Source organism: Streptomyces rimosus subsp. rimosus (assembly GCF_000720725.1).
Lineage (GTDB): Bacteria > Actinomycetota > Actinomycetes > Streptomycetales > Streptomycetaceae > Streptomyces > Streptomyces rimosus_A.
Genome location: NZ_JOCQ01000052.1, coordinates 33,941 through 59,168 on the forward strand (window position 1 = coordinate 33,941; position 25,228 = coordinate 59,168).

Annotated in this window: 21 protein-coding genes and 1 pseudogene; 12 read left to right on the forward strand and 10 right to left on the reverse strand. The window is 72.0% G+C overall.

Annotated features, from left to right (window positions below; all coding sequences use genetic code 11):
• Positions 1 to 25 precede the first annotated feature (25 nt).
• A complete protein-coding gene (locus IH45_RS0125220; protein ID WP_234440662.1) occupies positions 26 to 523 on the forward strand; it encodes an HD domain-containing protein in 498 nt (165 codons plus the stop codon).
• Positions 524 to 601: 78 nt separating this feature from the next.
• The gene (locus tag IH45_RS0125225) at positions 602 to 1,453 is read left to right on the forward strand and encodes an ABC transporter ATP-binding protein (protein ID WP_234440663.1); all 852 of its coding nucleotides are present in this window, start codon (positions 602 to 604) and stop codon (positions 1,451 to 1,453) included.
• Between the two features lie 55 nt (positions 1,454 to 1,508).
• Here IH45_RS0125225 and IH45_RS0125230 read toward each other — a convergent pair whose 3' ends face one another.
• Positions 1,509 to 2,630 (reverse strand): ferritin-like domain-containing protein, encoded by a 1,122-nt coding sequence (locus IH45_RS0125230; RefSeq protein ID WP_030672745.1) that lies wholly within the window; start codon positions 2,628 to 2,630, stop codon positions 1,509 to 1,511.
• 169 nt (positions 2,631 to 2,799) lie between these two features.
• On the opposite strand from IH45_RS0125230, the gene IH45_RS0125235 reads away from it, so the two are divergent.
• From IH45_RS0125235 to IH45_RS0125260, 6 genes are all read left to right on the forward strand, one after another.
• The gene (locus tag IH45_RS0125235) at positions 2,800 to 3,747 is read left to right on the forward strand and encodes an AurF N-oxygenase family protein (protein WP_030672748.1); all 948 of its coding nucleotides are present in this window, start codon (positions 2,800 to 2,802) and stop codon (positions 3,745 to 3,747) included.
• Positions 3,748 to 3,840: 93 nt separating this feature from the next.
• On the forward strand, positions 3,841 to 4,581 hold the full coding sequence (locus IH45_RS0125240; protein WP_030672750.1) for a TetR/AcrR family transcriptional regulator: 741 nt from the start codon (positions 3,841 to 3,843) through the stop codon (positions 4,579 to 4,581).
• Positions 4,582 to 4,665: 84 nt separating this feature from the next.
• Entirely contained in the window at positions 4,666 to 4,929 is a 264-nt protein-coding gene (locus IH45_RS0125245; protein WP_030672751.1) for a hypothetical protein, read from the forward strand.
• A gap of 263 nt (positions 4,930 to 5,192) precedes the next feature.
• Positions 5,193 to 6,383 carry a chitinase gene (locus tag IH45_RS0125250; protein ID WP_078897774.1) on the forward strand — a complete coding sequence of 397 codons (1,191 nt, stop codon included), beginning with the start codon at positions 5,193 to 5,195 and terminating at the stop codon, positions 6,381 to 6,383.
• Positions 6,384 to 6,574: 191 nt separating this feature from the next.
• Positions 6,575 to 7,849 (forward strand): C40 family peptidase, encoded by a 1,275-nt coding sequence (locus tag IH45_RS0125255; RefSeq protein ID WP_030672759.1) that lies wholly within the window; start codon positions 6,575 to 6,577, stop codon positions 7,847 to 7,849.
• 105 nt (positions 7,850 to 7,954) lie between these two features.
• Complete coding sequence (locus IH45_RS0125260) at positions 7,955 to 9,493, forward strand: alpha/beta hydrolase (RefSeq protein WP_030672762.1); 1,539 nt, start codon at positions 7,955 to 7,957, stop codon at positions 9,491 to 9,493.
• A 10-nt stretch (positions 9,494 to 9,503) separates the two neighbouring features.
• Here the strand turns inward: IH45_RS0125260 and IH45_RS0125265 are convergent, their stop codons facing one another.
• Genes IH45_RS0125265 through IH45_RS0125285 form a run of 5 tightly spaced genes read right to left on the reverse strand, consistent with a single transcriptional unit; the run spans position 9,504 to position 15,325 of the window.
• Positions 9,504 to 10,754, reverse strand: coding sequence for a styrene monooxygenase/indole monooxygenase family protein (locus IH45_RS0125265; RefSeq protein ID WP_030672765.1), 1,251 nt, complete (start codon positions 10,752 to 10,754; stop codon positions 9,504 to 9,506).
• A 39-nt stretch (positions 10,755 to 10,793) separates the two neighbouring features.
• Positions 10,794 to 11,444 carry a GTP-binding protein gene (locus IH45_RS0125270; protein WP_030672767.1) on the reverse strand — a complete coding sequence of 217 codons (651 nt, stop codon included), beginning with the start codon at positions 11,442 to 11,444 and terminating at the stop codon, positions 10,794 to 10,796.
• A 4-nt stretch (positions 11,445 to 11,448) separates the two neighbouring features.
• A complete protein-coding gene (locus IH45_RS0125275; protein ID WP_030672769.1) occupies positions 11,449 to 11,850 on the reverse strand; it encodes a DUF742 domain-containing protein in 402 nt (133 codons plus the stop codon).
• Complete coding sequence (locus IH45_RS0125280; RefSeq protein WP_030672771.1) at positions 11,847 to 12,344, reverse strand: roadblock/LC7 domain-containing protein; 498 nt, start codon at positions 12,342 to 12,344, stop codon at positions 11,847 to 11,849. The genes IH45_RS0125275 and IH45_RS0125280 overlap by 4 nt, the downstream gene beginning before the upstream one ends.
• Complete coding sequence (locus IH45_RS0125285; RefSeq protein ID WP_234440664.1) at positions 12,341 to 15,325, reverse strand: sensor histidine kinase; 2,985 nt, start codon at positions 15,323 to 15,325, stop codon at positions 12,341 to 12,343. The genes IH45_RS0125280 and IH45_RS0125285 overlap by 4 nt, the downstream gene beginning before the upstream one ends.
• Before the next feature lie 464 nt (positions 15,326 to 15,789).
• Here IH45_RS0125285 and IH45_RS0125290 point away from each other — a divergent pair, with 464 nt between their 5' ends.
• The 3 genes from IH45_RS0125290 to IH45_RS0125300 all read left to right on the forward strand — a co-directional run bounded on the left by IH45_RS0125290 (position 15,790) and on the right by IH45_RS0125300 (position 18,907).
• Positions 15,790 to 16,635: a protein phosphatase 2C domain-containing protein gene (locus IH45_RS0125290; RefSeq protein ID WP_030672775.1), complete on the forward strand. Its 846-nt coding sequence runs from the start codon at positions 15,790 to 15,792 to the stop codon at positions 16,633 to 16,635.
• A 149-nt stretch (positions 16,636 to 16,784) separates the two neighbouring features.
• Positions 16,785 to 17,495, forward strand: coding sequence for a TetR/AcrR family transcriptional regulator (locus IH45_RS0125295; RefSeq protein WP_030672776.1), 711 nt, complete (start codon positions 16,785 to 16,787; stop codon positions 17,493 to 17,495).
• 38 nt (positions 17,496 to 17,533) lie between these two features.
• Entirely contained in the window at positions 17,534 to 18,907 is a 1,374-nt protein-coding gene (locus tag IH45_RS0125300) for a cytochrome P450 family protein (RefSeq protein ID WP_030672777.1), read from the forward strand.
• 131 nt (positions 18,908 to 19,038) lie between these two features.
• On the opposite strand, the gene IH45_RS0125305 is transcribed toward IH45_RS0125300, so the two are convergent.
• On the reverse strand, positions 19,039 to 19,590 hold the full coding sequence (locus tag IH45_RS0125305) for a MarR family winged helix-turn-helix transcriptional regulator (protein ID WP_107058721.1): 552 nt from the start codon (positions 19,588 to 19,590) through the stop codon (positions 19,039 to 19,041).
• A 281-nt stretch (positions 19,591 to 19,871) separates the two neighbouring features.
• Between IH45_RS0125305 and IH45_RS0125310 the strand changes: the two genes are divergently transcribed.
• Complete coding sequence (locus IH45_RS0125310; RefSeq protein WP_030672779.1) at positions 19,872 to 20,729, forward strand: lysozyme; 858 nt, start codon at positions 19,872 to 19,874, stop codon at positions 20,727 to 20,729.
• A gap of 46 nt (positions 20,730 to 20,775) precedes the next feature.
• Here the strand turns inward: IH45_RS0125310 and IH45_RS0125315 are convergent, their stop codons facing one another.
• The 3 genes and pseudogenes from IH45_RS0125315 to IH45_RS1000000150160 all read right to left on the reverse strand — a co-directional run.
• Positions 20,776 to 21,333: a Uma2 family endonuclease gene (locus tag IH45_RS0125315; protein ID WP_050515172.1), complete on the reverse strand. Its 558-nt coding sequence runs from the start codon at positions 21,331 to 21,333 to the stop codon at positions 20,776 to 20,778.
• A gap of 167 nt (positions 21,334 to 21,500) precedes the next feature.
• Positions 21,501 to 23,909, reverse strand: a complete 2,409-nt coding sequence (gene lon, locus IH45_RS0125320) for an endopeptidase La (protein ID WP_030672783.1) — start codon at positions 23,907 to 23,909, stop codon at positions 21,501 to 21,503.
• A 377-nt stretch (positions 23,910 to 24,286) separates the two neighbouring features.
• Positions 24,287 to 24,592: pseudogene (locus tag IH45_RS1000000150160) on the reverse strand (GNAT family N-acetyltransferase); the annotation flags it as partial.
• Positions 24,593 to 25,228: the final 636 nt, after the last annotated feature.

The following is a 25,228-nucleotide window of genomic DNA, read 5'->3' on the forward strand; positions in this document are numbered from 1 at the left end:
TACTCGCGAGGGGGCAGGGATACGCATGGTACGTACGCACCGGAAGGAACGCGGCCGGCAGCCCGCAGGCCGGGGCCCGGCCGCCGTACTGCCGCTCTCCGAGGTCGAGGCGCTGGCCCGCCGCGCGCACGAAGGACAGACGGACAAGGCGGGCCGCCCGTACGCGGAGCACCTGGCCGCGGTCGCCGAGGGGGTACGGGCGCGTGGCGGCAGCGACGAACAGATCGCCGCCGCCTGGCTGCACGACGCGATCGAGGACGACGCGCTGCCGCCCGCCTGGCTGGACGGCGCCGCGCTCACACCGCGTACCAAGGCGATGGTCCGCGCGGTGACCAAGCGCCGGGGCGAGCCGGTCGAGGCGTACACGGCCCGCATCCTGGCCACGCCCGGAGCGCTGCTGATCAAGCAGGCGGACCTGGCGCACAACGCGGACCCGGCGCGGCTGGCGGTGCTGGACGCGGCGACGCGGGAGCGGCTGACCGTGAAGTACGCCCGGGTGCGTGCGCTGCTGGGCCTGGCGTAGCGCTGACGGCCGCAGGTCCGGGTCCACACCCCGGACACCCCCCTCACAAAGCTGCCCCATACAGCTAACCTGCCCGCCATGACGACCTCGGAGCCCTCGGACCCCGCCCCCTCTGCCCCTGTGGCCCCTTCGGCCCCCGGCGACCAGGTGATCGCGGCCCTCCACGCCGCGAGCGTCCGCCGTCTCACCACCGGGCAGGTCATCCTCGACGGCATCGACTGGACCGTACGCACCGGTGAGCACTGGGCGCTGCTCGGCGCCAACGGCGCGGGCAAGACGACCGTGCTGCGGCTGATCGGCGCGCTGATGTTCCCCACGACCGGCACGGTCGAGGTGCTGGGTCACCGCCTCGGCACCGTGGACGTACGCGAACTGCGCGCCGCGATCGGCCTGGTCTCCAGCGCGCAGAAGGTGCCCCAGGACGCCACCGGCCACACAGTGGTCCTGACCGGTGCGACCGGGACCGTGCAGCCGCTGTGGGGGAAGTACGACGACGCGACCCGCGAGCGCGCGCACGCACTGCTGGCGGAGCTGGAGTGCAAGGACCTGGCGGACCGGCCGTACGGCGTGTGCTCCGGCGGCCAGCGGGCCCGGCTGCTCATCGCCCGCGCGCTGATGGCCGACCCGTCGCTGCTCCTCCTGGACGAGCCGTTCAACGCGCTCGACCTGCCGTCCAGGGAGGACCTGATCGACACCATGCACCACCTGGCCGAGGGCCGTCCCGGCCTGGCGACCGTCACGGTCACCCACCACCTGGAAGAACTCTCCCCCGCCATCGGCCATGCGCTGCTGCTGCGCGAGGGCCGCGTCCAGGCGCTGGGACCGGTCGCGGATGTCCTCACCGACGACCGCATGACGGCCTGCTTCGGCCGCCCCATCGAGGTGTCCCGCCACGACGGCCGCTGGCTGGCCCGGTCGGGGCGGCGCTAGCCCGGCGTCGCCGGCCCGGCGGCGTTAGCCCGGGACGGCGCAGTTCGGGACGGCGCTAGCTGTCCAACTGCTCAACCTTGCCCCCCTCAGCAATCGCCTCCGCCACCTCAGCCGTGCGTTCGCGCTCTTCTTTCGCGAAGCGTTCGGCGTCGAGCTGTTCGGCCAGTTCCTCGTCCTGGGCCATCAGCTGGTCCAGGTTGGAGTCGCCCAGCTCGAAGACGCCCATGTCCACGTAGGCGCGCTGGAGGCGTTCGCCCCACAGGCCGATGTCCTTCACGCACGGGACGATGCGGCTGAAGAGCAGTTTGCGGAAGAGGTGGAGGAATTCGGAGTTCTCGGTGATGTCGGCGGCCTCCTGGCGGGGGACACCGAAGTTCTCCAGCACCTCCAGGCCGCGCAGCCGGTCGCGCATCAGGTAGCAGCCCTCGATGACGAACTCCTCGCGTTCGCGCAGTTCGGCGTCGGTGAGCTGCTTGTAGTAGTCGCGCAGCGCCAGCCGCCCGAAGGCGACGTGGCGGGCCTCGTCCTGCATGACGTAAGCGAGGATCTGTTTGGGCAGCGGCATGGTGGTGGTGTCGCGGATCATGCCGAAGGCGGCCAGCGCGAGGCCCTCGATCAGCACCTGCATGCCCAGGTAGGGCATGTCCCAGCGGGAGTCCCGGAGGGTGTCCCCCAGGAGTGCCTGGAGGTTGTCGTTGACCGGGTAGAGCATCCCGATCTTTTCCTTCAGGAAGCGGCTGTAGATCTCCGCGTGCCGGGCCTCGTCCATGGTCTGGGTCGCGGAGTAGAACTTCGCGTCGAGGTCGGGGACGGTCTCCACGATGCGGGCCGCGCACACCATCGCGCCCTGTTCACCGTGCAGGAACTGGCTGAACTGCCAGGAGGCGTAGTGCCGCCGGAGTTCGCCGCGCTCCTTCTCCGACATGCGGTCCCAGTAGGGCGTGCCGTACAGGGCCACCGATTCGTCCGGGGTGCCGAGCGGGTCGTGCGGGTCCACCTCCTGCGCCCAGTCGATGCGCAGGTTGGCGTCCCACTGCTTGTCCTTGCCCTTCTGGTAGAGCGCGAGGAGCCGTTCCCGGCCGTCGTCGTACTCCCAGCTGAAGCGGGCCGGGCTGCCGGCCGGGACGGTCCACTCGTACGCGCCCGGGGCCTGTGCGTACAGCTCGCGGCTCGACATCCACGCCTCCTCGCTCGGCCCGACCCCCGTGCCGGGGGCGGTCGTTGGCAGGCTCACACGAACTTACCGGCGGGTCAACAATTCGCGCACAGGGGATTGACGCGCTTGCTGACACGGAGTCTCATAAGACGGTGACCGCGGGTAACCCACGAGCGAGGTAACCACAGCCATGACAACCGTGACGACAGCGACGACCGTGACGGAGCCGGACGCCCTCCGGGACGCCCTCGGGCTGCTCAAGGACCGCGAGCAGGTGGCGGAACGGCTGCTCGACTCCTCCGCCAAGCACTCCTTCGACCCGGACACCGAACTCGACTGGGACGCGCCCCTGGAAGAGGGCAAGTGGTTCTGGCCGCCGGAGCTGGTGTCCCTCTACGACACCCCGCTGTGGAAGAAGATGTCCGAGGAGCAGCGGATGGAGCTGTCCCGGCACGAGGCCGCCTCGCTGGCCTCGCTGGGCATCTGGTTCGAGATCATCCTGATGCAGCTGCTGGTACGGCACATCTACGACAAGTCCGTCACCAGCGCGCACGTACGCTACGCGCTGACCGAGATAGCCGACGAGTGCCGGCACTCGAAGATGTTCGCGCGCATGATCCAGAAGGGCGAGGCGCCCGCGTACCCCGTCTCCCGCCTCAACCACAACCTGGCGCGCGTCCTCAAGACCGTCTCCACGACGCCCGGTTCGTTCGCCTGCACACTGCTCGGCGAGGAGATCCTGGACTGGATGCAGCGGCTGACCTTCCCGGACGAGCGGGTCCAGACGATCGTGCGCGGCGTCACCCGCATCCACGTCGTCGAGGAGGCCCGGCACGTCCGCTACGCCCGCGAGGAACTGCGCCGCCAGATGGTCACGGCGCCGCGCTGGGAACAGGAACTGACCCGGGTGAGCTGCGGGGAGGCGGCCCGCGTCTTCTCCATCGCGTTCGTCAACCCGCAGGTGTACACAAACGTCGGGCTGGACCGGCGGGAGGCGGTCGCCCAGGTGAAGGCGAGCGGGCACCGGCGCGAGGTGATGCAGTCCGGCGCGGGCCGGCTGACGGAGTTCCTGGACGACATCGGCGTCCTGCGCGGCGTGGGCCGCAAGCTCTGGAAGAGTTCGGGGCTGCTGGCGTAGGCACCGGCGCAGCGCGGGCCCGTGCGCGCGAGTGCGCCCCGGGCCCCCGAACCCACCCCGGCACCCCCGCGACGGGGCGGTTACGCTGCTGGGATGAACGGCAGCGGCACCGCCCCAGCAGTACCCCGGCCCGCCTACCGGCGGCTCAGCGTCGAGGAGCGCCGCTCCCAACTCCTCACGGCCGCCCTGGGACTGTTCGCGCAGCGCGCCCCGGAAGACGTCTCGCTGGACGACGTGGCCAATGCCGCGGAGGTGTCCCGGCCGCTCGTCTACCGCTACTTCCCCGGCGGCAAGCAGCAGTTGTACGAGGCCGCCCTGCGCAGCGCGGCCGACATACTGGAAGGCTGCTTCGACGAGCCGGAGGAAGGCCCGCTGACGCGGCGCCTCGGCCGGGCGCTCGACCGCTACCTGGCCTTCGTGGACGGGCACGACGCCGGGTTCAGCGCCCTGCTCCAGGGCGGCAGCGTGGTCGAGACGGCCCGTACGTCCGCCATCGTGGACGAGGTGCGGCGTACCGCGGCCGAGCGGATCCTGCACCACCTCGGCGCCCCCGCCCCGTCGCCCCGGCTGCGGATGGCGGTCCGTACGTGGATCACCGCCGTCGAGGCCGCGTCCCTGATCTGGCTGGACGAGGACAAGCAGCCGCCGCTGGACGAGCTGCGCGACTGGCTGGTCGACCACTTCGTGGCGCTGCTGACCGCGACCGCGGCGACCGACGAGCAGGCCGCGCAGGTGACGCGCGCGGCGCTGGCGATGGAGTCCGCCGAGGGCCCGGTGGGGGTGCTGGCCCGGCGCGTGCTGCCCGTCGTGGGGGACGCGGCCCACCTCCTGTGACCGCCACCCGTCCGGACGCATTCCCGCCGCACCTGGCCTGACCTGCGCTTTCACCGGCTCGCAGGAGGATGTGAGACTGGTGGGGTGAGAAGTGAGAACACCCCGTTCGTCGGCGGCCCGCTCGATGGGCGGGTGCTGCCGGTCCTCGTCGGCGCGACCGGCCAGCCGCCGAAGACGTACGAGATCCCGGTGCCGAACGACGACGGCAGCCCGCCGACGGTGCACCTGTACCGGCGGGCACCTGGCCGGGTGGGGCGGCTGGGGCTGCCGCGGGGGTGGAAGTACGAGTACGACCCGGCGGGGAAGCCGCGGGGCGGGCCGAAGTGGCCGTGGTCCGGACGGCGTTGATCACGTGGGCGATCGCACGGCCGACCGGCGGGGCGACCGCCCTGCCGACCGCATATCGGACGGCCGCTCCCGGCATGCCGTCCGGCATCCACCACTCTGGTCCGGACCATTGACAGCACTGGTCTAGTCCTGTTTTCTGCCTCTCCAGGGGGGAGCCGCGCTTGCGCCTCCCTGGCAAGGCCCCACCCCCGCAAGGGCGGCCCCTCCCGTTCCGGCTCGCGCGTACGCCCCCTCCGTACCGCCGACGACAAGGAGCACCCCCCATGCGCCGCAGACGCCGTCTGTCCGAGAGACCCCTGGCCGGCCCCCTGGCCGCCCCCTTGATTGCCGCTGCCGCCGGCCTCCTCGGCGCCACGGCCCTGTTCACCTCCCCCGCCCAGGCCGCCCCGGCCCCGGCCCCGGCCCCCGCCCCCGCACCGGCCGCCCGTACGCAGGCGCTTCCCGAGCACGCCCTCGTCGGCTACCTGCACACGAGCTTCGCCAACGGCTCCGGCTACACCCGCCTGGCCGACGTGCCGGACAGCTGGGACATCATCAACCTGGCCTTCGGCGAGCCGACCTCCACCACCTCCGGCGACATCCGCTTCTCGCTCTGCCCCAAGGCCGAGTGTCCGGGCGTGGAGAGCGAGGCGGAGTTCAAGGCCGCGGTCAAGGCCAAGCAGGCCGCGGGCAAAAAGGTGCAGATCTCGATCGGCGGGCAGAACGGACAGGTCCAGCTGACCACCACCGCCGCCCGGGACCGGTTCGTGCAGTCGGTCGGCGCGATCATCGACCGGTACGGGCTGGACGGCCTGGACGTCGACTTCGAGGGCCACTCCCTGTCGCTGGCCACCGGCGACACCGACTTCAAGAACCCGAAGACCCCGTCGATCGTCAACCTGATCTCGGCGGTGAAGACCCTCAAGGCCAAGTACGGCCCGGGATTCACGCTCACCATGGCGCCGGAGACGTTCTTCGTCCAGCTCGGTTACCAGTTCTACGGCTCGGGCCCCTGGGGCGGCCAGGACCCGCGCGCCGGCGCGTACCTGCCCGTCATCCACGCACTGCGCGACGACCTGACCCTGCTGCACGTCCAGGACTACAACTCCGGCCCGATCATGGGCCTGGACAACCAGTACCACTTCATGGGCAGCGCGGACTTCCACATCGCGATGACCGACATGCTGCTGACCGGCTTCCCGGTCGCCGGCAACCAGAACAACGTCTTCCCGGCCCTGAAGCCGTCGCAGGTCGCCATCGGGCTGCCCGCGTCGCCGTACGCGGGCAACGGGCACACCGCGCCCGCCGAGGTCACCAAGGCCCTCAACTGCCTCACCCGGGGCAGCGACTGCGGCAGCTACCGCACCCACGGCCGCTGGCCGGACATGCGGGGCCTGATGACCTGGTCGGTCAACTGGGACCGGTTCGGCGGCTGGGAGTTCCAGAAGAACTTCGACGCGTACTACGGAAGCTGACCCCTCCTCAGCAGCACACCGCCACCGCCATCGGGCGCCGGGACACGCCCCCGGCGCCCGATCGGGTGACCGTACCGCCCCGGTGGCCGCACCCCCACGGCGAAGATACGACCACCGTGGCACGATCCGAACGAATCGGGCGGCGGGCCGCGGGTCCGCCGCGGCCGCAGCTGTCCGTCGGAGGTGGGTTCGTGTCGCAGCGGTGCTTGTCGGGCCGGTCCGGTCCTGGCCGGGTCGTACGGTCGGTCTGCGCGATGGCGCTGGTGGGCGCGGTCACGCTGACGCTGCCCGCCGCCCCCGTACACGCCGCTCCGGAGCCGGATCCGGCGGCTGCCGGGGAGACGGCCGGGACAGGGGGGACGGCCGCGGCCGAGGATACGGCGGACCCCGGAACCGCCGACTCCGGCACCGCCGCGCCCGACACCGCCGACTCCGGCACCGCCGCCTCCGACACCACCGCCTCCGACACCACCGACTCCGGCGATGTCTCCCCCCGCCGTCTGCTGACCCGCCTCCAGGACCTCTACCGCCGCGCCGAGCAGGCCACCGAGGCGTACAACGCCACCGAGGAGGACCTGAAGGCGCAGCGCAAGAAGTCGCAGGACCTCAGCGTCCGGCTGGCCCGTGCCCGTACGCGGCTCGCCGACGGGCAGGCCGACGCGGGGCGGCTGGCGCGCCGGCAGTACCAGGGCAGCGGCGCCGCCGGACTGTCCACGTACCTGCGCATGCTGCTGTCCGCCGACCCGGAAGAGGTGCTGGAGGAAGGCCACCTGCTCAAGGAGGCGGCCGGCAGTCAGGCCGCCGCCGTCGCGCGTCTGACCGGCGCCGAGAAGCGGGCGAACGGGCTGGCCAGGCAGGCGCGGGCGGCGCTGGACAAGCAGCAGGTGCTCACCGAACGGCGCAAGCGGCAGCGGGACGCGGTGACGGGGCGCCTCAAGGAGGTCGAGGAACTGCTCGCCACGCTCTCCGACGACCAGCTCGCCGAACTCGGCACGCTGGAACAGCGGGGCACGGACGACGCGCAGTCCCGCCTGCTGGCCTCCGGTGAGCTGAGCGGGTCGCGGGCGCCGTCGGCGAGCGGCGACCGGGCCGTACGGTACGGCCTGCGGCAGGTCGGCAAGCCGTACGTGTGGGGCGCGCAGGGGCCCGGCTCCTTCGACTGCTCCGGGCTCACCTCGCAGGCGTGGTCGCACGCGGGCCGGGCCATCCCGCGCACCAGCCAGGAGCAGTGGCGGCAGCTCCCGCACGTACCGCTGCGCGCGCTGCGCCCCGGCGACCTGGTGCTCTACTTCCCCGGCGCCACGCATGTCGCGATGTATCTGGGCGACGGCATGGTGGTGCAGGCCCCGCGCCCCGGCGCCCACGTCAAGGTCTCCCCCATCGCGGCGAACCCGCTGCTCGGCGCGGTCCGCCCGGACCGGGACGCGGCGGCCCTGCGCGCGTACGAGCCGCCGCGGTGGTACTGACACCACCCCCGGGACTCACACCAGCTTCATCGACTCCCCCGGCCGCGCGGCGCAGCATCGTTCCCGTGCGGCACACAGCCGTACGCGCCTACAGGGGAGGAACGTATGCGGGTGTTCGAAGGGCGGCGGTGGCGGAAAGCTTCCGCGGCGGGGCTGGTGACCATGGCGATGGCAGCGCTGCTGCCGGCGGCAACCGGGCCCGCGGCAGCCGCGGGCGCCGCGCGCATACCCGCGCGCTACACGGAGCAGCGGCTCAGCTGGCACGCCTGCGACGGCAAGCCGTCGCTGGAGTGCGCGACGATGACCGTGCCGCGCGACTGGCACCACCCCGCGGACGGCCCGGACATCAGCGTCTCCGTGTCCCGGCACCGGGCTGCCGACCCGGCGGCCCGACGCGGCGTCCTGATGATGGCGGCGGGCGGACCGGGCGGGCAGGGCCTGCTCAGACCGGCGAACTTCGCCAAGAATGCGCCCGCGGTGGCCGCCGCCTACGACATCGTGAGTTTCAACCAGCGCGGGCTGCCGCTCAGCACGCCTCTCACCTGCCAGACCAAGGAGGAATTCGACGCGTTCTTCGGCAACGACGCGCGGGACCGCTCGCCCGCGGCGGTACGGGGTGTGGTGCAGCGTTCCCGTCAGCTGGCGCGCGCCTGCCAGGAGCGGAGCGGCGGGCTGGCGCCGTACATCACCACCGACCAGACCGTGCGCGACATGGACCTGTTCCGCGCGCTGCTCGGCGCCCGCAGGATCGCGTATTACGGTCCCTCGTACGCGACCATGATCGGCGCCTATTACGCGACGGAGTTCCCGCACCGTGTCGACCGGCTCGTGCTGGACAGCCCGGTCGGCTTCGCCGGTACCTGGCAGGCCTTCGAGGAGGGCCAGCCGCTCAGCTTCCAGCGCCGGTTCGAGCAGGACTTCCTGCCGTGGCTGGCCGCGCGGGACGCCACGTACCACTACGGGCGCACCGCGGCCGAGGCGAAGGAGAAGTGGGAGGCGCGGCGGCGGGCCCTGCGCGACCAGCCCGCCGACCTGGGCCATGGGCAGCGGGTCACCCCCAACCGGCTGGACTTCGGCACCAGCCAGGCCCTCTACAACGCGGCCGGGGGCTTCGCCCCGCTGGCCACCGCGCTCACCGCCCTCGACCACTGGGACACCGCCACACCGGCCGAGCGCCTCACAGCCCAAAAGGTCTTCGGCGGCTACCTAAGCCCGGAGTTCCTCGCCGAGTACACCGCGGTGACCTGCAATGACACTCCGTGGAGCCGGGACATGGGCGGCTGGGTCCGCCGTACCGCCGACTACACCGCGAAGCACCCGCTGGTCGGGGCGCGGGCCCTGGCCTTCGCGGCGACCTGCGCCGCCTGGCCCGCCTCCCGCGCCCCGCACATCCGCGTCACCGGCAAGGGCCTGCCGACAACGCTCATGCTCGCGTCCCGGCACGAACCGGCCACCCACTACGAGGGCGCGCTCGGGGCGCACCGGGCCCTGCGCGGCTCCCGCCTGGTCACCGTCGGCGGCGGCGACCACGGCCAGTACATGAACGGCAACCGGTGTGTGGACTCCCTGGTGGAGCGCTATCTGCTGACGGGCGCGGCCCCGGCGCGGGACACCACGTGCCCGGCGCCGGGAGCCACCGGCTGAGGCCCGCCCGCTAGCCGAGCGATGCCAGGTACTTCTCGGCCTTCTCCGCCTCGAAGAAGAAGTTCTCGAAGTCGGCCGGGTCGTTGAACCCGTTCGCGAACCGGTCGGCGGCCGGCTGGAGCTGTCCGGCCGCGCCGATCAGGTTCAGCACGTGCTCCGGCGGCGGCGCCAGCATCGCGTTGGTCCACTTGGTGACGTGCCGGGCGGTCTGCCAGTAACGGTCGAAAGCGGTCTGCATCCAGTCCGCGTCGAAGGGGCGGTCGCCGTGCTCGGTGATCGAGGCGAGGTACGAGGCGGCGCACTTGGACGCGGAGTTGGAGCCCTGGCCGGTGATCGGGTCGTTGGCGACCACGACATCCGCGACGCCGAGGACCAGCCCGCCGGAGGGGAGCCGGCCGATGGGGTGGCGGACGGTCGGCGCGTAGCGGCCGGCGAGCGTGCCGTTGGCGTCGGTCAGCTCGACCTTGGTGGCGCGCGCGTACTCCCAGGGAGTGAAGCGTTCCATCAGCTCCAGGGTCGTCGCCAGGTGCTCGTTGGGGTCCCGGACACCCGCGAAGACGTCCAGCGGGCCGCCGGGGATGCCCTCCCAGAAGAGGATGTCGGCGCGGCCCGAGTTGGTCAGCGTCGGCATGATGAACAGCTCGCCCACGCCCGGTACGAGGTTGCAGCGCACCGCGTCGAAGTCCGGGTGCTCCGGGCGCGGGCCCAGACCGTGCACGTACGCGACGGCCAGCGCGCGCTGCGGGGCGTCGTACGGCGAACGCGACGCGTCGCGCGCGAACATCGACACCAGTTCGCCCTTGCCCGCCGAGACCAGCGTCAGGTCGTAACGGCTCGCGAAGAAGTCGAGGTCGGAGACGGCGGCGCCGTGGATGACGAGTTGCCCGCCGCGCTGCGCGAAGGTCTCCATCCAGCCGGCCATCTTCAGACGCTGGTCGACGGACTGGGCGTATCCGTCCAGCTTGCCCACCCAGTCGATGGCCCGCTGCGTACCGCCGGGCTCCGCGTGGCTGCCGGGGGCGGCGACCGAGACGCCCAGGCCCTCGATGCGCGGGGCCTGGCTCTCCCAGAAGTTCAGTCCCAGGTCGCGCTCGTGCTGGAGCGCGGTGTGGAACATGCACTGCGTGGACATGACCCGGCCGGCGCGGATCTCGTCGGCGGTGCGGTTGGACATGAGGGTGACCTCATAGCCCTGGGACTGGAGTCCGAGGGCCAGCTGGAGCCCGGACTGGCCGGCTCCGACGATGAGTATCTTCCGCATGGTTGTGCTCTCTTCCCAGGTACGGGGGGGCGGCTCGGGCTATTCGGGAGTGGTTTCGAGGGCGTGCGCGACCAGCGCGAGCAGCGACTCGACCACCGTGATCCGCTTGCGCGCGTCCATGATCACGACGGGTACGTGCGGCGGCACGGTCAGCGCCTCGCGTACGTCCTCGACGGCGTACTCGGCCGTCCCCTCGAAGTGGTTGACCGCGACCACGTACGGCAGGCCGCAGCTCTCGAAGTAGTCGAGCGCGGGGAAGCAGTCGTCCAGGCGGCGGGTGTCGGCCATGACGATCGCGCCGATCGCGCCGCGCACCAGGTCGTCCCACATGAACCAGAAACGTTGCTGCCCCGGCGTACCGAACAGGTAGAGCACCAGGTCGGAGTCGAGGGTGATCCGCCCGAAGTCCATCGCGACCGTGGTCGTGGTCTTCTGCGGGGTGGCGGACAGATCGTCCGTGCCCTCGCTGGCCTGCGTCATCACCGCCTCGGTCCGCAGCGGGGTGATCTCGGAGACCGAACCGACGAAGGTCGTCTTGCCCACGCCGAAGCCGCCGGCCACCACGATCTTGGTCGCGATGGGGGCGCGGGAACGATCCGTCTGCCAGCTCTGCAGCCCCGCCTCCTCGGCGACGGCCGGCTCCCCGGCTGCGGCGGAGACCTCCGCCGCTCCGGCCGCGGCGGCCGTCATCGTGTCAGAGCCTGCGAAGTCCACCCAACACCCTTTCCAGCAGCGCGCGGTCGGGCCGGCCGGTGCCGTGCCCGGTGCCGTAGACGCGGATCTTTCCTTGGTCGGCGAGGTCGCTGAGCAGCACCCGGACCACGCCCAGCGGCATCTTGAGCAGCGCGGAGATCTCCGCGACCGAGCGCATGCGGCGGCACAGCTCGACGATCGCGCGCATCTCCGGCATCAGCCGGTCGCCCCAGTTGCCGGCGGTCAGCTCGCGCCGCTCCTCGGGGCCGTCCAGCGCGGCCACGAACGTCTCGACGAGCAGGACGTGGCCGAAGCGGGTGCGCCCGCCGGTGAGCGAGTACGGGCGTACCCGGGACGGTTTGCGGTCCCCGCCGCGCACGGGGAGCTGCGGGCTCGTGCTCACTGGGCGCTCTCCATCGACTTGCGCAGCTCGCTGCGGAGTTCGGGGGTCAGGACGTGGCCGGCCCGGCCGACGAACAGCGCCATGTGGTAGGCGATGACGCTCATGTCGCAGTCCGGGGCGGCGTGCACCCCGAGCAGCGAGCCGTCGCTGATCGACATGACGAAGAGGCTGCCCTCCTCCATGGCGACCATGGTCTGCTTGACCGTTCCGCCATCCATCAGCTGGGCGGCTCCCGTGGTCAGGCTGCCCAGCCCGGAGACGATGGTGGCGAGGTCCGCGCTGGACCCGCGCGGGCCCGTCGGCCCGCCCGGCTCCCCGGCCTGGAAGGCCGCGGCGGCGAGTCCAGGGTCGGAGGAGAGCAGCAGCAGTCCGTCGGAGGAGACCACCGCCACCGAGCGGATGCCCGGTACCTCATCGACCAGATTCGTCAGCAGCCAGTGCAGATTCCGTGCCTGGCTGCTCAGCCCGTAAGCAGTGGGCGCTTGCGCCTTCAATCGCGTGCCTCCTCGACAACGTGGCTCTCTCCCGGGGCCCCCGCTCCGTCGGTGTCCGTCTGTGGGATGGTCTGCTCCGCTGTACGTTCCGCGATCTCGGCCTCGACGTCGCGCCGGCCGTCCCGCGCCCCCTGCTGGAAGCCGCCGAGCCGGGCCCGCAGGGCTTCGGCGTTGGCCGCCGCGTTGCCCGTACGGGGTGCGGCGGGGGGCTTCCGCGCCACGATCCGGGGCGTGCGCTTGGGCAGGCCCTGGTCGGTCAGCCGTCGTGGCGCACCGGCGCCGTGGCCGGTGGTCGTGTCCGCGGTGGGCGCCGCCGGGCCGGGAACCGCCGCCCCGGGCGCCGGGCGCGCCGCTTCCGCGGGCCGGGTGTGCTCGGCCGTCTCCTTGGCGTACGGGCCGGGTGACTGCGGCCCGTACGGGCTCGCGGCGGCCGTCGTCTCCCCACCGGCTTCCGCGTCCACCGCAGCGTCCACCGCCGTGGCCGGCTCCGCGGCCTGGTCTCCGGGCCGCGCCGCGGCTCGCGCTGTGGCTGCTGCCGGGGCCGGGGCCGCCGGAGCTGCGACTGCCGGACCCGGGTCTGCCGGCGCCGCGGCCTCCTCCGTACCGTCCGCGGCCCCCTCGGCCGCCCCGCCCCGCTCCAACCGCGGCAGCCGCGTCTGGAGCGTGTTGGAGTTGGCCTCGGCGACCGAGCCGGGCAGGTTCTGGGTGCCGCCCTCGCCGGGCATGGTGGGCGCGACGGCGCCCGGGGCCGGGCGGGTGGGCAGGATGGCCGCGGGCAGCACGACGACCGCCGTGATCCCGCCCTGCTTCTGGTCCCGCAGCTGCACACGCACACCGTGGCGCGCGGCGAGCCGTACGACGACGTACAGGCCGAGGCCCAGCGTCTCGTCCACCGGCTGGAGTTCGAGGTCGGTTTCGCCGGCGTCGGCGAGGCGGGCGTTCAGCTCCGCCAGCCGCTCCGCGGTCATCCCTATGCCCTCGTCCTGCACCGAGAGCATGACCTCGCCGCTCTCCAGCAGCCAGCCGGACAGCTCGACGCGGGAGTCCGGCGGCGAGAAGGCGGTGGCGTTCTCCAGCAGCTCCGCGACGAGGTGGCTGAGGTCGTCGGCGGCGAATCCGGCGACCTGGGAGTGCGGCGGCAGCGACTGGACGCGGACCCGCTCGTACCGTTCGATCTCGCTGACCGAGGCGCGCAGCACGTCCAGCAGCGGGACCGGCCCCGCGTGCCCGGTGCTGTGCTCGGCACCGGCCAGTACGAGGAGGTTCTCGCTGTTGCGCCGCATCCGGGCGGCGAAGTGGTCCAGCTTGAACAGGGTCTCCAGCCGGTCCGGGTCCTGCTCCTTCTGCTCCAGCGACTCGATGACGGTCAGCTGGCGCTCCACCAGGCCCAGGGTGCGCAGCGCCAGGTTGACGAACCGGCCGTGCACGCCGGTGCGCAGCGCCGTCATCCGCTCGGTGAGGTCCGTGATCTCCTGGCGCAGCGACGCGCGCTCCTCCTGGAGGACGTCGCGCTCGGCGACCAGGCGCTTGCGGCCGCCGATCAGCCGGGCGCGTTCGGCCTCCAGTTCGCCGGCCCGGGCGGACAGCTCGCCGATCCGGGCGTGCAGGGCGTTGACGGACCGTACGGCGTCGGCGAACTCGTCGTTGCGCCCCTTGAACGCCACCGGGGACTCGCCCACAGGGTCGGCGGCCACCCGCTTGGCGCCCAGCCGCAGCGCGGCGAGCGGGCGGGTCACCGAGCGCCACGCGGAGACGCTGGCGCCGACCGCGAGCAGCAGGCAGACGCCGGCCAGGGCGATACGGATCTCCAGCGCCGTCACGTCGTCGTCGCGCAGCGCGCCCAGCCGGTCGATGTCGGCGGTGGCCATCGACGCCTCGACGCTGCGCATCAGCCCGATCCGGGCGGTGAGCGCGGTCTGCACGCGCGCGCTGCTCAGCTTCTGGTCGTCGGCGTCCAGCCGCGGCTGGTCGGTGAGCTTGGCGAGGTAGCCCTCGGCGGTGTTCACGTCGCCGCCGTTGACGGCGCGGTCGTAGGAGTCCCGGGCCTTGGGGCTCGCCGACTGCTTGAAGGCGGCCAGCGCGGCCTGCTCCCGTACGGACGCCTGCTGGGCGAGGGCGGTCAGCCGGGGCTGCGGGCCGCCGGCGGCCAGGGCCGGGACGAGCAGGGCGCGGGCCGCGGCCGCCTGGTCGGTGGCGCGGCCGAGCTGCGGCAGGGCCCGGACGTCCGGGGCGACCTCGCTCGCGCGGGCGGGCAGATCGCGGGCGATGGCGTCGGACAGTGCGCCGAGCGCCTGGACGGCGGCCGTGTAGGCGTCGAAGGTCTCGGTCACCTGCCCGGGGCCGGACAGCGCCTTCTGGCGGGTCTGCGGCAGCGCGGCCAGGAGCTTGTCGGCCGCACGGTAGGCGGCGTCGGCGCCCGCCGCGCCGTTCGCCACCGCGCGCAGCTCGCTGATCTGCCGGTCCACGCGGGCCCGCTGGGCTTCGGTGACTCCCGCGCCGCCGTTCTTGGCGGAGCGTCCGCCCTCGACGAACCCGGTCATCGCGTCCCGCTCGTCGGCGAGGGAGTGCGCGAGCGTCACGGCGTGGGCGTTCAGCCCCGCGAGGTCGACCAGCCGCTGGGAGTCGTGGACGTCGTCCACGGCGGAGAGGACGGCGGGCGCGCCGGCGCCCAGGACGGCCAGCGCGGCGACGGCCACGGAGCCGACGAGGCGGTTGCGCACCCGCGCGGGGCGCCCGGTGGGCGACGGGACGGAGGCGGCGTTCTGCAGAGCGTTCTTCTTACGGCCCTTGGGCGCAGCGGGAGCGGCTACGGGGCCTGGAGTCGCCACGGAGCCGGAAGTCGCCACGGAGCCGGGTGCCGTCCCGGTCCCCGCGGGTGCGCCCGGGGCGACGCCCGGAGCCGTACCCGAACCCGAACCGGCCGGCGATCCCGGCTCGACCGCGCCGTCCCGAAGCCGCTTCTTGCGCACCGCTGCTCGCATTCCTGTCTCGCCTGCCCACACCGTGTGGTCCCGCGGACCCGGCTCGCTCCCCCGCTCACGGGGCGGCCCTGTGCGAAGACCGCAGCAACGCACACGTCCGCGAGGGAAGCAGCCCGGCTCTGCGCGTCGCGACGAGCGTCACGGCCCCTCCCATGATCCGGGCCACGACCATTCCACCGGCATCGCGCAGCGGCCCGGCAACGCATGCCTGGCCACTCGAATGAGTGAACATCAATCGGAAGTTGACCATCAACTTGCGATCTTGACTGCCGCGGCGTGCAACCCCTCGCAACCCCCGGGCGGGTTTGGCGAACCGTACGGGGTCCTGGAAGGATGCGCGCCCGCATCCCGGGGAGCCGCGTTCTCCAGCCCCCGTTACGCCCCTGACCAGCCCATACGCCCTCCGTACCCGGCGAAGTCCGCACACCGCGGGAAACCGGGCGCGCTCCGGCAGACTGGCCGGCATGCGTATCGAACTGGCCACCGAGCCGGGAGACCCTCAACACCCGAACGAGGACTATGCGTCCGTCGCCCTGCCCGCCTCCGGCCAGGGCGGAGTGCTGGTCCTGCTGGACGGCGTGACCCCGCCGCCGTACGAGGTCGGCTGCGCCCACTCGGTGCCGTGGTACACCGCGCGCCTCGGGGGCGCAATGCTCGAACTGTCCGGTTCATTCCGGGATATGACGCTCCCTGAGGCGCTTTCGGCCGCCATCTCCAGGACGGCCGAAGTTCACCGGTCGACCTGTGACCTTTCTCACGCCCGCACTCCGCAGGCAACCGCGGTGTCCGTGCGCTGGTCGCCGGAGGCCGTCGAGTATCTGGTCCTGTCCGATTCCGTACTGCTCGTCGAGCACCCCGACGGCACGGTCCGGCCGGTCCTGGACACCCGCCTGGACGAACTCCCGCCCACCGTACAGACCCTGCGCGAGACCGTACGGGGACTGCCGCGCGGCTCCGCCGAACGCGCCGCCGCAGGCCGCGAGTACGTGGCCGCGGTCGAGGCGCTGCGCAACGCCGAAGGCGGCTTCTTCACCGCCGCTGCCGACCCGGCGGTGGCCGCCCGAGCGGTCACCGGCTCCCTGCCGCGCGCCGAAGTGCGGTCCCTGACCGCGCTCAGTGACGGGGCATCACGGTGGGTCGAGGTGTTCCGGGAGGGCTCCTGGGCGGACTGCGTCGCGGTGGTGCACAAGGAGGGACCGCAGGGCCTGGTCGATCGCGTACGGGCACTGGAGGCCGCCGACCCGGACGGTACGGCCTTCCCGCGCGGCAAGTCCCGGGACGACGCGACGGTGGTGCTGGTGGAGCCGTAGGGGCGGACGGGGCGCAGGCCCGACGACATGGCGCACGGCCGCACACGGCCGGAAACCGCCTTATCCGGCAGGCACCGCCCGGCCTACTTTGACTGCGTGACCGGATTCGAAATCTGGTCACGCAGTCAGGAAGGCGGGCAGGGGGGCGCGTGGAACCGGAAGAGCGCACGGAACGGGGCGAACGCATCCTGGACGCCGCGTGCGAGCTGCTGCTCGCCTGGGGATACCGCCGCGTGACCACCGACGAGATCGCCCGCCGGGCGAACGTCGGCAAGGGCACGGTCTATCTGCACTGGAAGACCAAGGACGCCCTGCTGCTGGCGGTGGTGCTGCGGGCCAAGTCGTGCGACCACGCCCGACAATTGGCCCGTATACGGGCCGATCACCGCAACATCCTGCCCAGTCGGCTGCTGCGCTGGGCCCTCCTCGACTTCATGGAGGACCCGGTACTGCGCGCGGTGTACCTGGACGACTCCGATGTCCTCGGCCGACTGAACGACGTCGCCAAGAAGGAGATGGCGGACCTGGTGGCGGAGAGCGTCCAGACGCTGCGCTCCCAGCTCACCACCCTGCGCGCGCACGGCCTCGTACGGGAGGACCTGGGCGTCGACCAGCAGATGTACGCCTGCATGTCGATCGCCGGCGGCTTCTTCCAGGCCGAGGCGCTCTACCCCGAGTACGCGCCGGACCGGGCGGAGGACCGGGCCGACGTGCTGTGCCACACCGTACGCACCGCTTTGGAGACCCACGCCGATCCCGACCCACGGCTCATCGCCGCGGCCGCTCCCGCAATCATCGCGCTCTACCAGCGCCTGGAGGAGCTGAGCCGGCAGGAAGTGCGGCGGCAACTGCGCCCGTGATCCCCGATCACACCCCTGATCAGGAGGGAGAACGCACGATGACCACATCGCCCACCGAGTCCACCACGGCCACCCCGCCCGACTCCACCACCGCCCCCGCCGCCTCCGGCCCCGGCACCCCGCCCGACGCCCTGCCGTCCTATGTCGGCCTGCACCCGGGCGAGCCGAACGTGATGGAACCGGAACTGCTCAACGACCCGTACGCCGGTTACGGCAAGCTGCGCGAGCAGGGCGCGCTCGTACGCGGCCGGTTCCTCGACGACTCGCCCGTCTGGCTGGTGACCCGCTTCGACGTGGTACGCGAGGTGATGCGCGACCCGCGGTTCGTCAACAACCCGACCACCGTGCCCGGCCTCGAAGGCAAGGACCCGCGCGCCCAGGTGATCGAGCTGTTCGGCATCCCCGACCACGTGGCCCCGTACCTGGTGGACACCATCCTCACCAGCGACCCGCCGGACCACACCCGGCTGCGGCGGCTGGTCTCGCGGGCCTTCACCGCCCGCCGCATCCAGGACCTGCGGCCGCGGGTCGAGCAGATCACCGACGAGCTGCTGGACCGGCTGCCGGACCACGCGCAGGACGGCGTCGTCGACCTCGTCGAGCACTTCGCGTACCCGCTGCCGATCACGGTCATCTGCGACCTGGTCGGCATCGACGAGGAGGAACGGCCGCTGTGGCGGCAGTTCGGTGCCGCCCTCGCCTCCCTGGAGCCGAAGCGGATCGGCGCCACCGTGCCGGCCATGGTCGACCACATCCAGGAGGTGATCCGCCGGCGCCGCGCCGCCCTGCGGGACGACCTGCTCAGCGCGCTCATCCGGGCCCGGGACGACGACGGCGGCCGGCTGAGCGAGACCGAGATGGTCACCATGGTCCTGACGCTGGTGCTGGCCGGCCACGAGACCACCGCCCACCTCATCAGCAACGGCACCCTCGCCCTGCTCACCCACCCCGACCAGCGGCGCCTGCTCGCCGCGGACCCGGCCCTGCTGCCCCGCGCGGTCCACGAGCTGATGCGCTGGTGCGGGCCGATCCAGGCCACCCAGCTGCGGTACGCCTCCGAGGACACCGAGGTGGCCGGCACACCGGTCCGCAAGGGCGACGCCCTGATGTTCAGCCTCGTCGCGGCCAACCACGACCCGCGCCACTACACCGAGCCGGAAAAGCTCGACCTGACGCGCCAGCCGGCGGGCCGGGCCGAGGACCACGTCGGCTTCGGACACGGCATGCACTACTGCCTGGGCGCCTCACTGGCCCGGCAGGAAGGCGAAGTCGCCTTCGGCAAGCTGCTCGCGCGCTATCCGGAGGTGGAACTCGCCATACCCCACGAACAGCTGGAGGAGCAGGAACGCATGCGCCAGCCGGGGGCGTGGCGGCTGCGGCGGCTGCCGTTGAGGCTGCGTCCGGAGAACTGACCTGTACGGAGCGCCACGGCGCGCTGCGGAGCGCCGGCCGTCCGCGGAGGAGGCGGTCGGCGTGGTGACCGGAATCGGTCACAGGACGAGAGCCGGTGCACCGGGCCCCGCCGGGGTCCGCGCACCGGCTCTCAGTCGTTTGCGGCGCTACCGGTGTTCCCGCCGTCTCCGCCTCCATCGCCCTTCCCGGCCCGTTCCCCCTTGCCGGGCGTGCCGCAGCCCTCCTCCGCGTCCTGCTCACCGTTCAAGCGATGCAGGAGGCGGGCCAGTTCCGCCACCTCGCGGCGGTCCCAGGAGGCCAGCTGCCGGGCGTACTGCGCGCGGCGGCTGTTGCGTACGCAGCTGAACCGGTCGTGTCCCTCGTCGGTGAGGCGGACGAGCACCGCCCGCCCGTCGGCCGGGTCCGGCTCGCGGGCGATGAGGCCCAGGTCTTCCAGGGCCCGCAGCTGCCGGCTCATCGTCGCCTTGCCCACGCCGAAGTACCCGGCGAGGTCGGTGGCCCGCTGCCGGCCCGCGTCGGCAAGGCGTACGAGCAGGCCGTACGCCGCCGACTCCAGCTCCGGGTGGACCGCCCGCGCCAGCTCGCCGGAGGTGGCGCGGGCACGGCGCAGGAAGACCGCCAACTCCCGCTCCAGGGACAGGAACACCTGGTCCACGCCGCTGGGTTCGTCCGTCCCGGCCATGCCGTCGGCTTGGGTGTTGTGCACGTCAGCGCCCTCTCCCGCTTTCCGGACCGTGAAACTTGTCTGCCGCGGCGGCCGAAGCCGCAGCTCGTCCAGTATTTCGCAGGATTAGACCAACGGAAGCCCGGCTCCCCTCTTTTGCCGTAAGCATCTACGCGCGTACCGTCATCGCACTGCCTGGCATGACCACGCCACTCCTCCCACCTTCACCATTTGTCATGCCCAGACCAGGACAGTGCTTTCCCCCCTCAGGTCAGTTCACCGAGATCTCGGAGGCACCCATGCCTGTGCACAGATCCGGCCGCCCCGCCCGCCGCCGCCCGCGCTCCCCGGCGGGCCCGGCCGTCCTGTTCCTCACCCTCGCCGCCCTCCTCCTCGGCCTGCCCGGCACCGCCGGCGCCGCCCCGTACGGAACGGCCCCCGAGCCCGCCCACCCGGGCCAGGACTGGGCCGGCTCCCAGGTCGCCAGGCACGAGGGCAACGCGCCGGGCGAGGCCCCGCCCCCCACCCTCGCCTCCGTCGAAGGCGTCGACGTCAGCAGCCACAACGGCAATGTGCCGTGGCAGACGCTGTGGAACGCCGGGGTCCGCTTCGCCTACGTGAAGGCCACCGAGTCCACCAGCTACCTCAACCCGTACTTCGCGCAGCAGTACAACGGTTCCTACAACGTCGGCATGATCCGCGGCGCGTACCACTTCGCCACCCCCGACACCTCCAGCGGCGCGGCCCAGGCGAACTACTTCGTGGACCACGGCGGCGGCTGGTCCGAGGACGGCCGTACGCTGCCCGGCGCCCTCGACATGGAGTACAACCCGTACGGCTCGACCTGCTACGGCAAGAGCGCGTCCGGCCTGGTCGGCTGGATGAAGGACTTCTTCGCGACGTACAAGGCACGCACCGGCCGGGACGCCGTCATCTACACCTCCACCAGCTGGTGGAAACAGTGCACCGGCAACTACGCGGGCTTCGGCTCCGTCAACCCGCTGTGGATCCCCCGCTACGGCTCCTCGGTCGGCGAACTCCCCGCGGGCTGGGACTTCCACACGATCTGGCAGTACACGTCCTCCGGCACCACGGTCGGCGATCGCAACCGCTTCAACGGGGCGTACGAGCGATTGCAGGCGTTGGCGAACGGGTGAGAAAGGCCGGGGCCCCGGCGCGAGGTGTGCGCCGGGGCCCGCTCGATCACTCCCACCCGAATTCCGCCGTGTCCAGCGAGAGACCGACGACCGTGTCGGTCAGATCCACCGGCTCGCCGAACTTGATGGCCGGGCCGAGGCGGTAGGTGCCGTCCTTGGGGTCTGTGAAGAGGTGACACTGCCCGAGGTACGGATCAACGATGAGGTAGACGGGCACTCCTGCCAGCGCATAGGCATCCTTCTTGGGGCCGTAGTCGTTGCGCGACGTGTCCCTGGAGGTGACCTCGGCGACGAATTCGATGTCCTGGTATCGCCAGCGTCCCTTGCCGTCCACCACCGCGCCCTCCCGTAGCGCGATCACGTCGGAGGCGAAACCGTTGAGGTGGCCGGGGAAGTCGATACGGACATCGGACTTCACCCGCTTCCTCGGGTACCGGGCCCGCAACTGGTCGTAGATTGCCGCGATGATGTCCCAGTGATTGTCCCGTTGCGGCGACATGAAGATGGCCCCCTCGACGATCTCAGTCTTATAGCCCTCGGGGACGGGCATCCGCTCCAGCCAGTCGAACATCATGTCCAGGCTGAGCTTGTCGCTGTCGGCCATCTCGATCTCGATCCTGTTGTCGGTCAGCTCGATGGTCACCGTGCGCTCCTCCCCACCGCCGCGGTGTGCGGGCAGTCGCGCGGTACAACGATACGCACGGTGAGCGGGACACGGACGGCCCGGAGCCCGTGTCGTGGGCTCCGGGCCGTCGTGGCCGGTCGCGTCCGTCACGCCGCGGCCGGGACCTCCCGGGGGGACGGGGCCGAGGCCGGGGTGAGGGCCAGGTCGAGTACCTGGCGGACGTCGGAGACGGGGTGGACGTCCAGCTTCTCCAGGATCTCGGCGGGGACGTCGTCCAGGTCCGGCTCGTTGCGCTTGGGGATGACCACGGTCGTGATCCCCGCCCGGTGCGCCGCGAGCAGCTTCTGCTTGACGCCGCCGATCGGCAGCACCCGCCCGGTCAGCGAGACCTCACCGGTCATCGCCACGTCCGGCCGCACCTGCCGGCCGGAGAGCAGCGAGGCCAGCGCCGTCGTCATCGTCACGCCCGCGCTCGGGCCGTCCTTCGGCACGGCGCCCGCCGGTACATGCAGGTGCACGCCGCGCTCCTTCAAGTCGCCGACCGGCAGCTCCAGTTCCGCGCCGTGCGAGCGCAGGAAGGACAGCGCGATGTGCGCGGACTCCTTCATCACGTCGCCCAGCTGGCCGGTGAGCTGGAGGCCGGATGCGCCGCTCTCCGGGTCGGCGAGCGAGGCCTCCACGTACAGCACGTCGCCGCCCGCGCCGGTGACCGCGAGGCCGGTGACCACGCCGGGCACGGATGTGCGCCGCTCGGCCGGGTCCTGCGCCGACTCCGGCGTGTGATGCGGCCGCCCGATCAGCGGGCGCAGCTCGTCCACGCCCACCGTGAACGGCAGCTCGCGCTCGCCCAGCTCGCTCTGGGCCGCGACCTTGCGCAGCAGCCGCCCGACGGCCCGCTCCAGGTTCCGTACGCCCGCCTCGCGGGTGTACTCGCCGGCCAGCTTGTGCAGCGCCTCGTCCGTGAGCGTGACCTCGCCGGACTCCAGCCCGGCCCGCTCCAGCTGGCGGGGCAGCAGGTGGTCACGGGCGATGACGACCTTCTCGTCCTGGGTGTAGCCGTCCAGCCGGACCAGCTCCATACGGTCGAGCAGCGGCTCCGGTATGGCCTCCAGGACGTTGGCGGTGGCCAGGAAGACCACGTCGCTCAGGTCGAGTTCGACCTCCAGGTAATGATCCCGGAAGGTGTGGTTCTGCGCCGGGTCGAGGACTTCGAGGAGGGCGGCGGCCGGGTCGCCCCGGAAGTCCGAGCCGACCTTGTCGATCTCGTCCAGCAGGACGACCGGGTTCATCGAACCGGCCTCCTTGACGGCGCGCACGATACGGCCGGGCAGCGCGCCGACGTACGTACGCCGGTGCCCCCGGATCTCCGCCTCGTCCCGTACGCCGCCGAGCGCGACCCGCACGAACTTGCGGCCCATCGCACGGGCCACGGACTCACCCAGCGACGTCTTGCCGACGCCGGGCGGCCCGACCAGCGCCAGCACGGCGCCCCCGCGGCGCCCGCCCACCAGGCCCAGGCCGCGGTCCGCGCGCCGCTTGCGCACCGCCAGGTACTCGGTGATGCGCTCCTTGACGTCCTCCAGACCGGCGTGGTCGGCGTCCAGGACCTCCTTGGCGTCCGGGATGTCGTACGCGTCCTCCGTACGCTCGTTCCACGGCAGCTCCAGCACCGTGTCCAGCCAGGTCCTGATCCAGCTGCCCTCCGGGCTCTGGTCGCTGGACCGCTCCAGCTTGTCGACCTCCTTGAGCGCCGCCTTGCGGACCTCCTCGGGCAGCTGGGCGGCCTCGACGCGGGCACAATAGTCCTCGCCCTCGTCCTCCGGGTCGCCGTTCAGCTCGGCCAGCTCCTTGCGCACGGCCTCCAGCTGGCGGCGCAGCAGGAACTCGCGCTGCTGCTTGTCGACGCCCTCCTGGACGTCCTTGGCGATGGACTCCGCCACGTCCTGCTCGGCGAGGTGCTCACGCAGCGCCTCAGTGGCCTGCTTCAGGCGGGCCACCGGGTCGGTGGTCTCCAGCAGCCGCACCTTCTGCTCGGTGCTCAGGAACGGCGAGTAACCGGAGTTGTCCGCCAGCTGCGAAACGTCCTCGATCTGCTGGACACGGTCCACGACCTGCCAGGCGCCGCGCTTCTTGAGCCAGTCGGTGGCCAGGGCCTTGTACTCCTTGACCAGCTCGGTGACGGCACCGGGCAGGGGGTCGGGCACCGTCTCGTCGACGGTCGCACCCTCCACCCACAGGGCGGCGCCGGGGCCGGTCGTCCCCGCACCGATCTTCACGCGGCCGAGGCCGCGGATGAGCGCCCCGGGATCGCCGTCGGACAACCGCCCGACCTGCTCGACGCGCCCGAGCACACCGAACGCCGCGTACGCACCGTCGATCCGCGGCACAAGCAGCACCCGTGGTTTGTTACCCGGAGCGGCAGCGGCCTGCGCGGCCTCCACCGCGGCCCGTACATCCGCCTCGGAAAGGTCCAGCGGCACCACCATGCCGGGCAGGACGACCTCGTCGTCGAGAGGCAGCACGGGCAAGGTGAGCGAAGTGGACGTCGAAGCCATGATCTCCCCTTCGGCAGGCAAGTTGAGTAGTACCCACTCAATGCGTGTGAGCCGTGGGATGTTCCCCGGGAGAGCGGCGTTCGCTGTGAGCGATCAAAAGGTGCTTTGCAGCTTCATCCTTCGTCTGGCCTTTCGTCTTGCAGAGTGACCTTTCGCCGCAGGCAAGCGCGCACAGCAACGCCATGCCGACGCCTTCGATCCATCCCACCGAGCTGGCGAGGCACTCACGCGCACCGCCACTTCGTGCCTGGCACCCCTTCCGCACTCACACCGTTCTCCCGAATGGAGACAGCTACTACAAGCTCTCCTGAGGACCGTCCCAGCAATGCAGTCGACTTGTGGATCCGCACTGTCGAGCACGAGTTCAACTGGACGGCGTGACCGAGATCGACCTTCCCCGCGGCAGCCGGGCGACGGTGCTCCGGTGCTCTTCTGAGCAGGATCTGGCCGATCATCGCCCCATCGAGATCAACGACGAAGCTGCCGGGCCACCGCTCGGGCACCTCGGGCACCTCACGCTCAAGCTCGTCACGCAGGCGGGGTCCGCCGAGGTAGGTGTGCACCTCTGGCGACGCCAGCAGCTCGACAAACGCCGCACGGTCCCGGGCCTCGGGCTCACGGAGTACGAGCCTCTCGGTCCTGATCGGGGCAGGCGGCCAAGCGACGGGTCCAAGATCAGTCATGCCACCCAGCCAAGCAACAGGCTCGGCAGCGATTAAGACTCACAGACCGATCCAAGCCACCGTCCCGGCCCCCCCGAACAATGCGGCACCAGACAGGTGTCTCGTGGCGTCGTGCCGGTACGCGGCGTTCAAGCCGCTACGGGCAGTGGCGTCTGCTGCCGAGCATGAGCCTTTCGGCTCTGATCGGTGTGGGCGGCCAGACGATGGGTTCGAGCCCGGCCGGCCTCATGACGCTTGGTGGGGGTGCGCGTCCTGCGCGGTCTGTCCGGTGGGTGGGGCTCGGGGCCACACAGGGGTCACTCTCCCCCAGCCTCCGGCCGGGGGGACCCCCACGTTGCCGGGGACGCGACCTTGTGGTTCTTCGTATCCGGGGCCTCGGTCGCCTGCGGGGAGACCCCTACGTGTCCCCGAGCCGCTCCGTTTGCGGCTTTCCCGCCGCCGTGGCTGCGGTCCTTCACAAACACACAGGCGGCGGCATACGCATGACGCGGAGGCGCCCCCGGCCCTGCGCCTATACGTGCGCGAGCGTCACCACATGGTGGGCGCGCACCAGGCTTCTTTTAACCTCCCCCACCGGCCCGCACTCGCCCAACCGACCGGAGGGGGCGTGTAGGGGGCCATCCCCGCAGGCAGCCG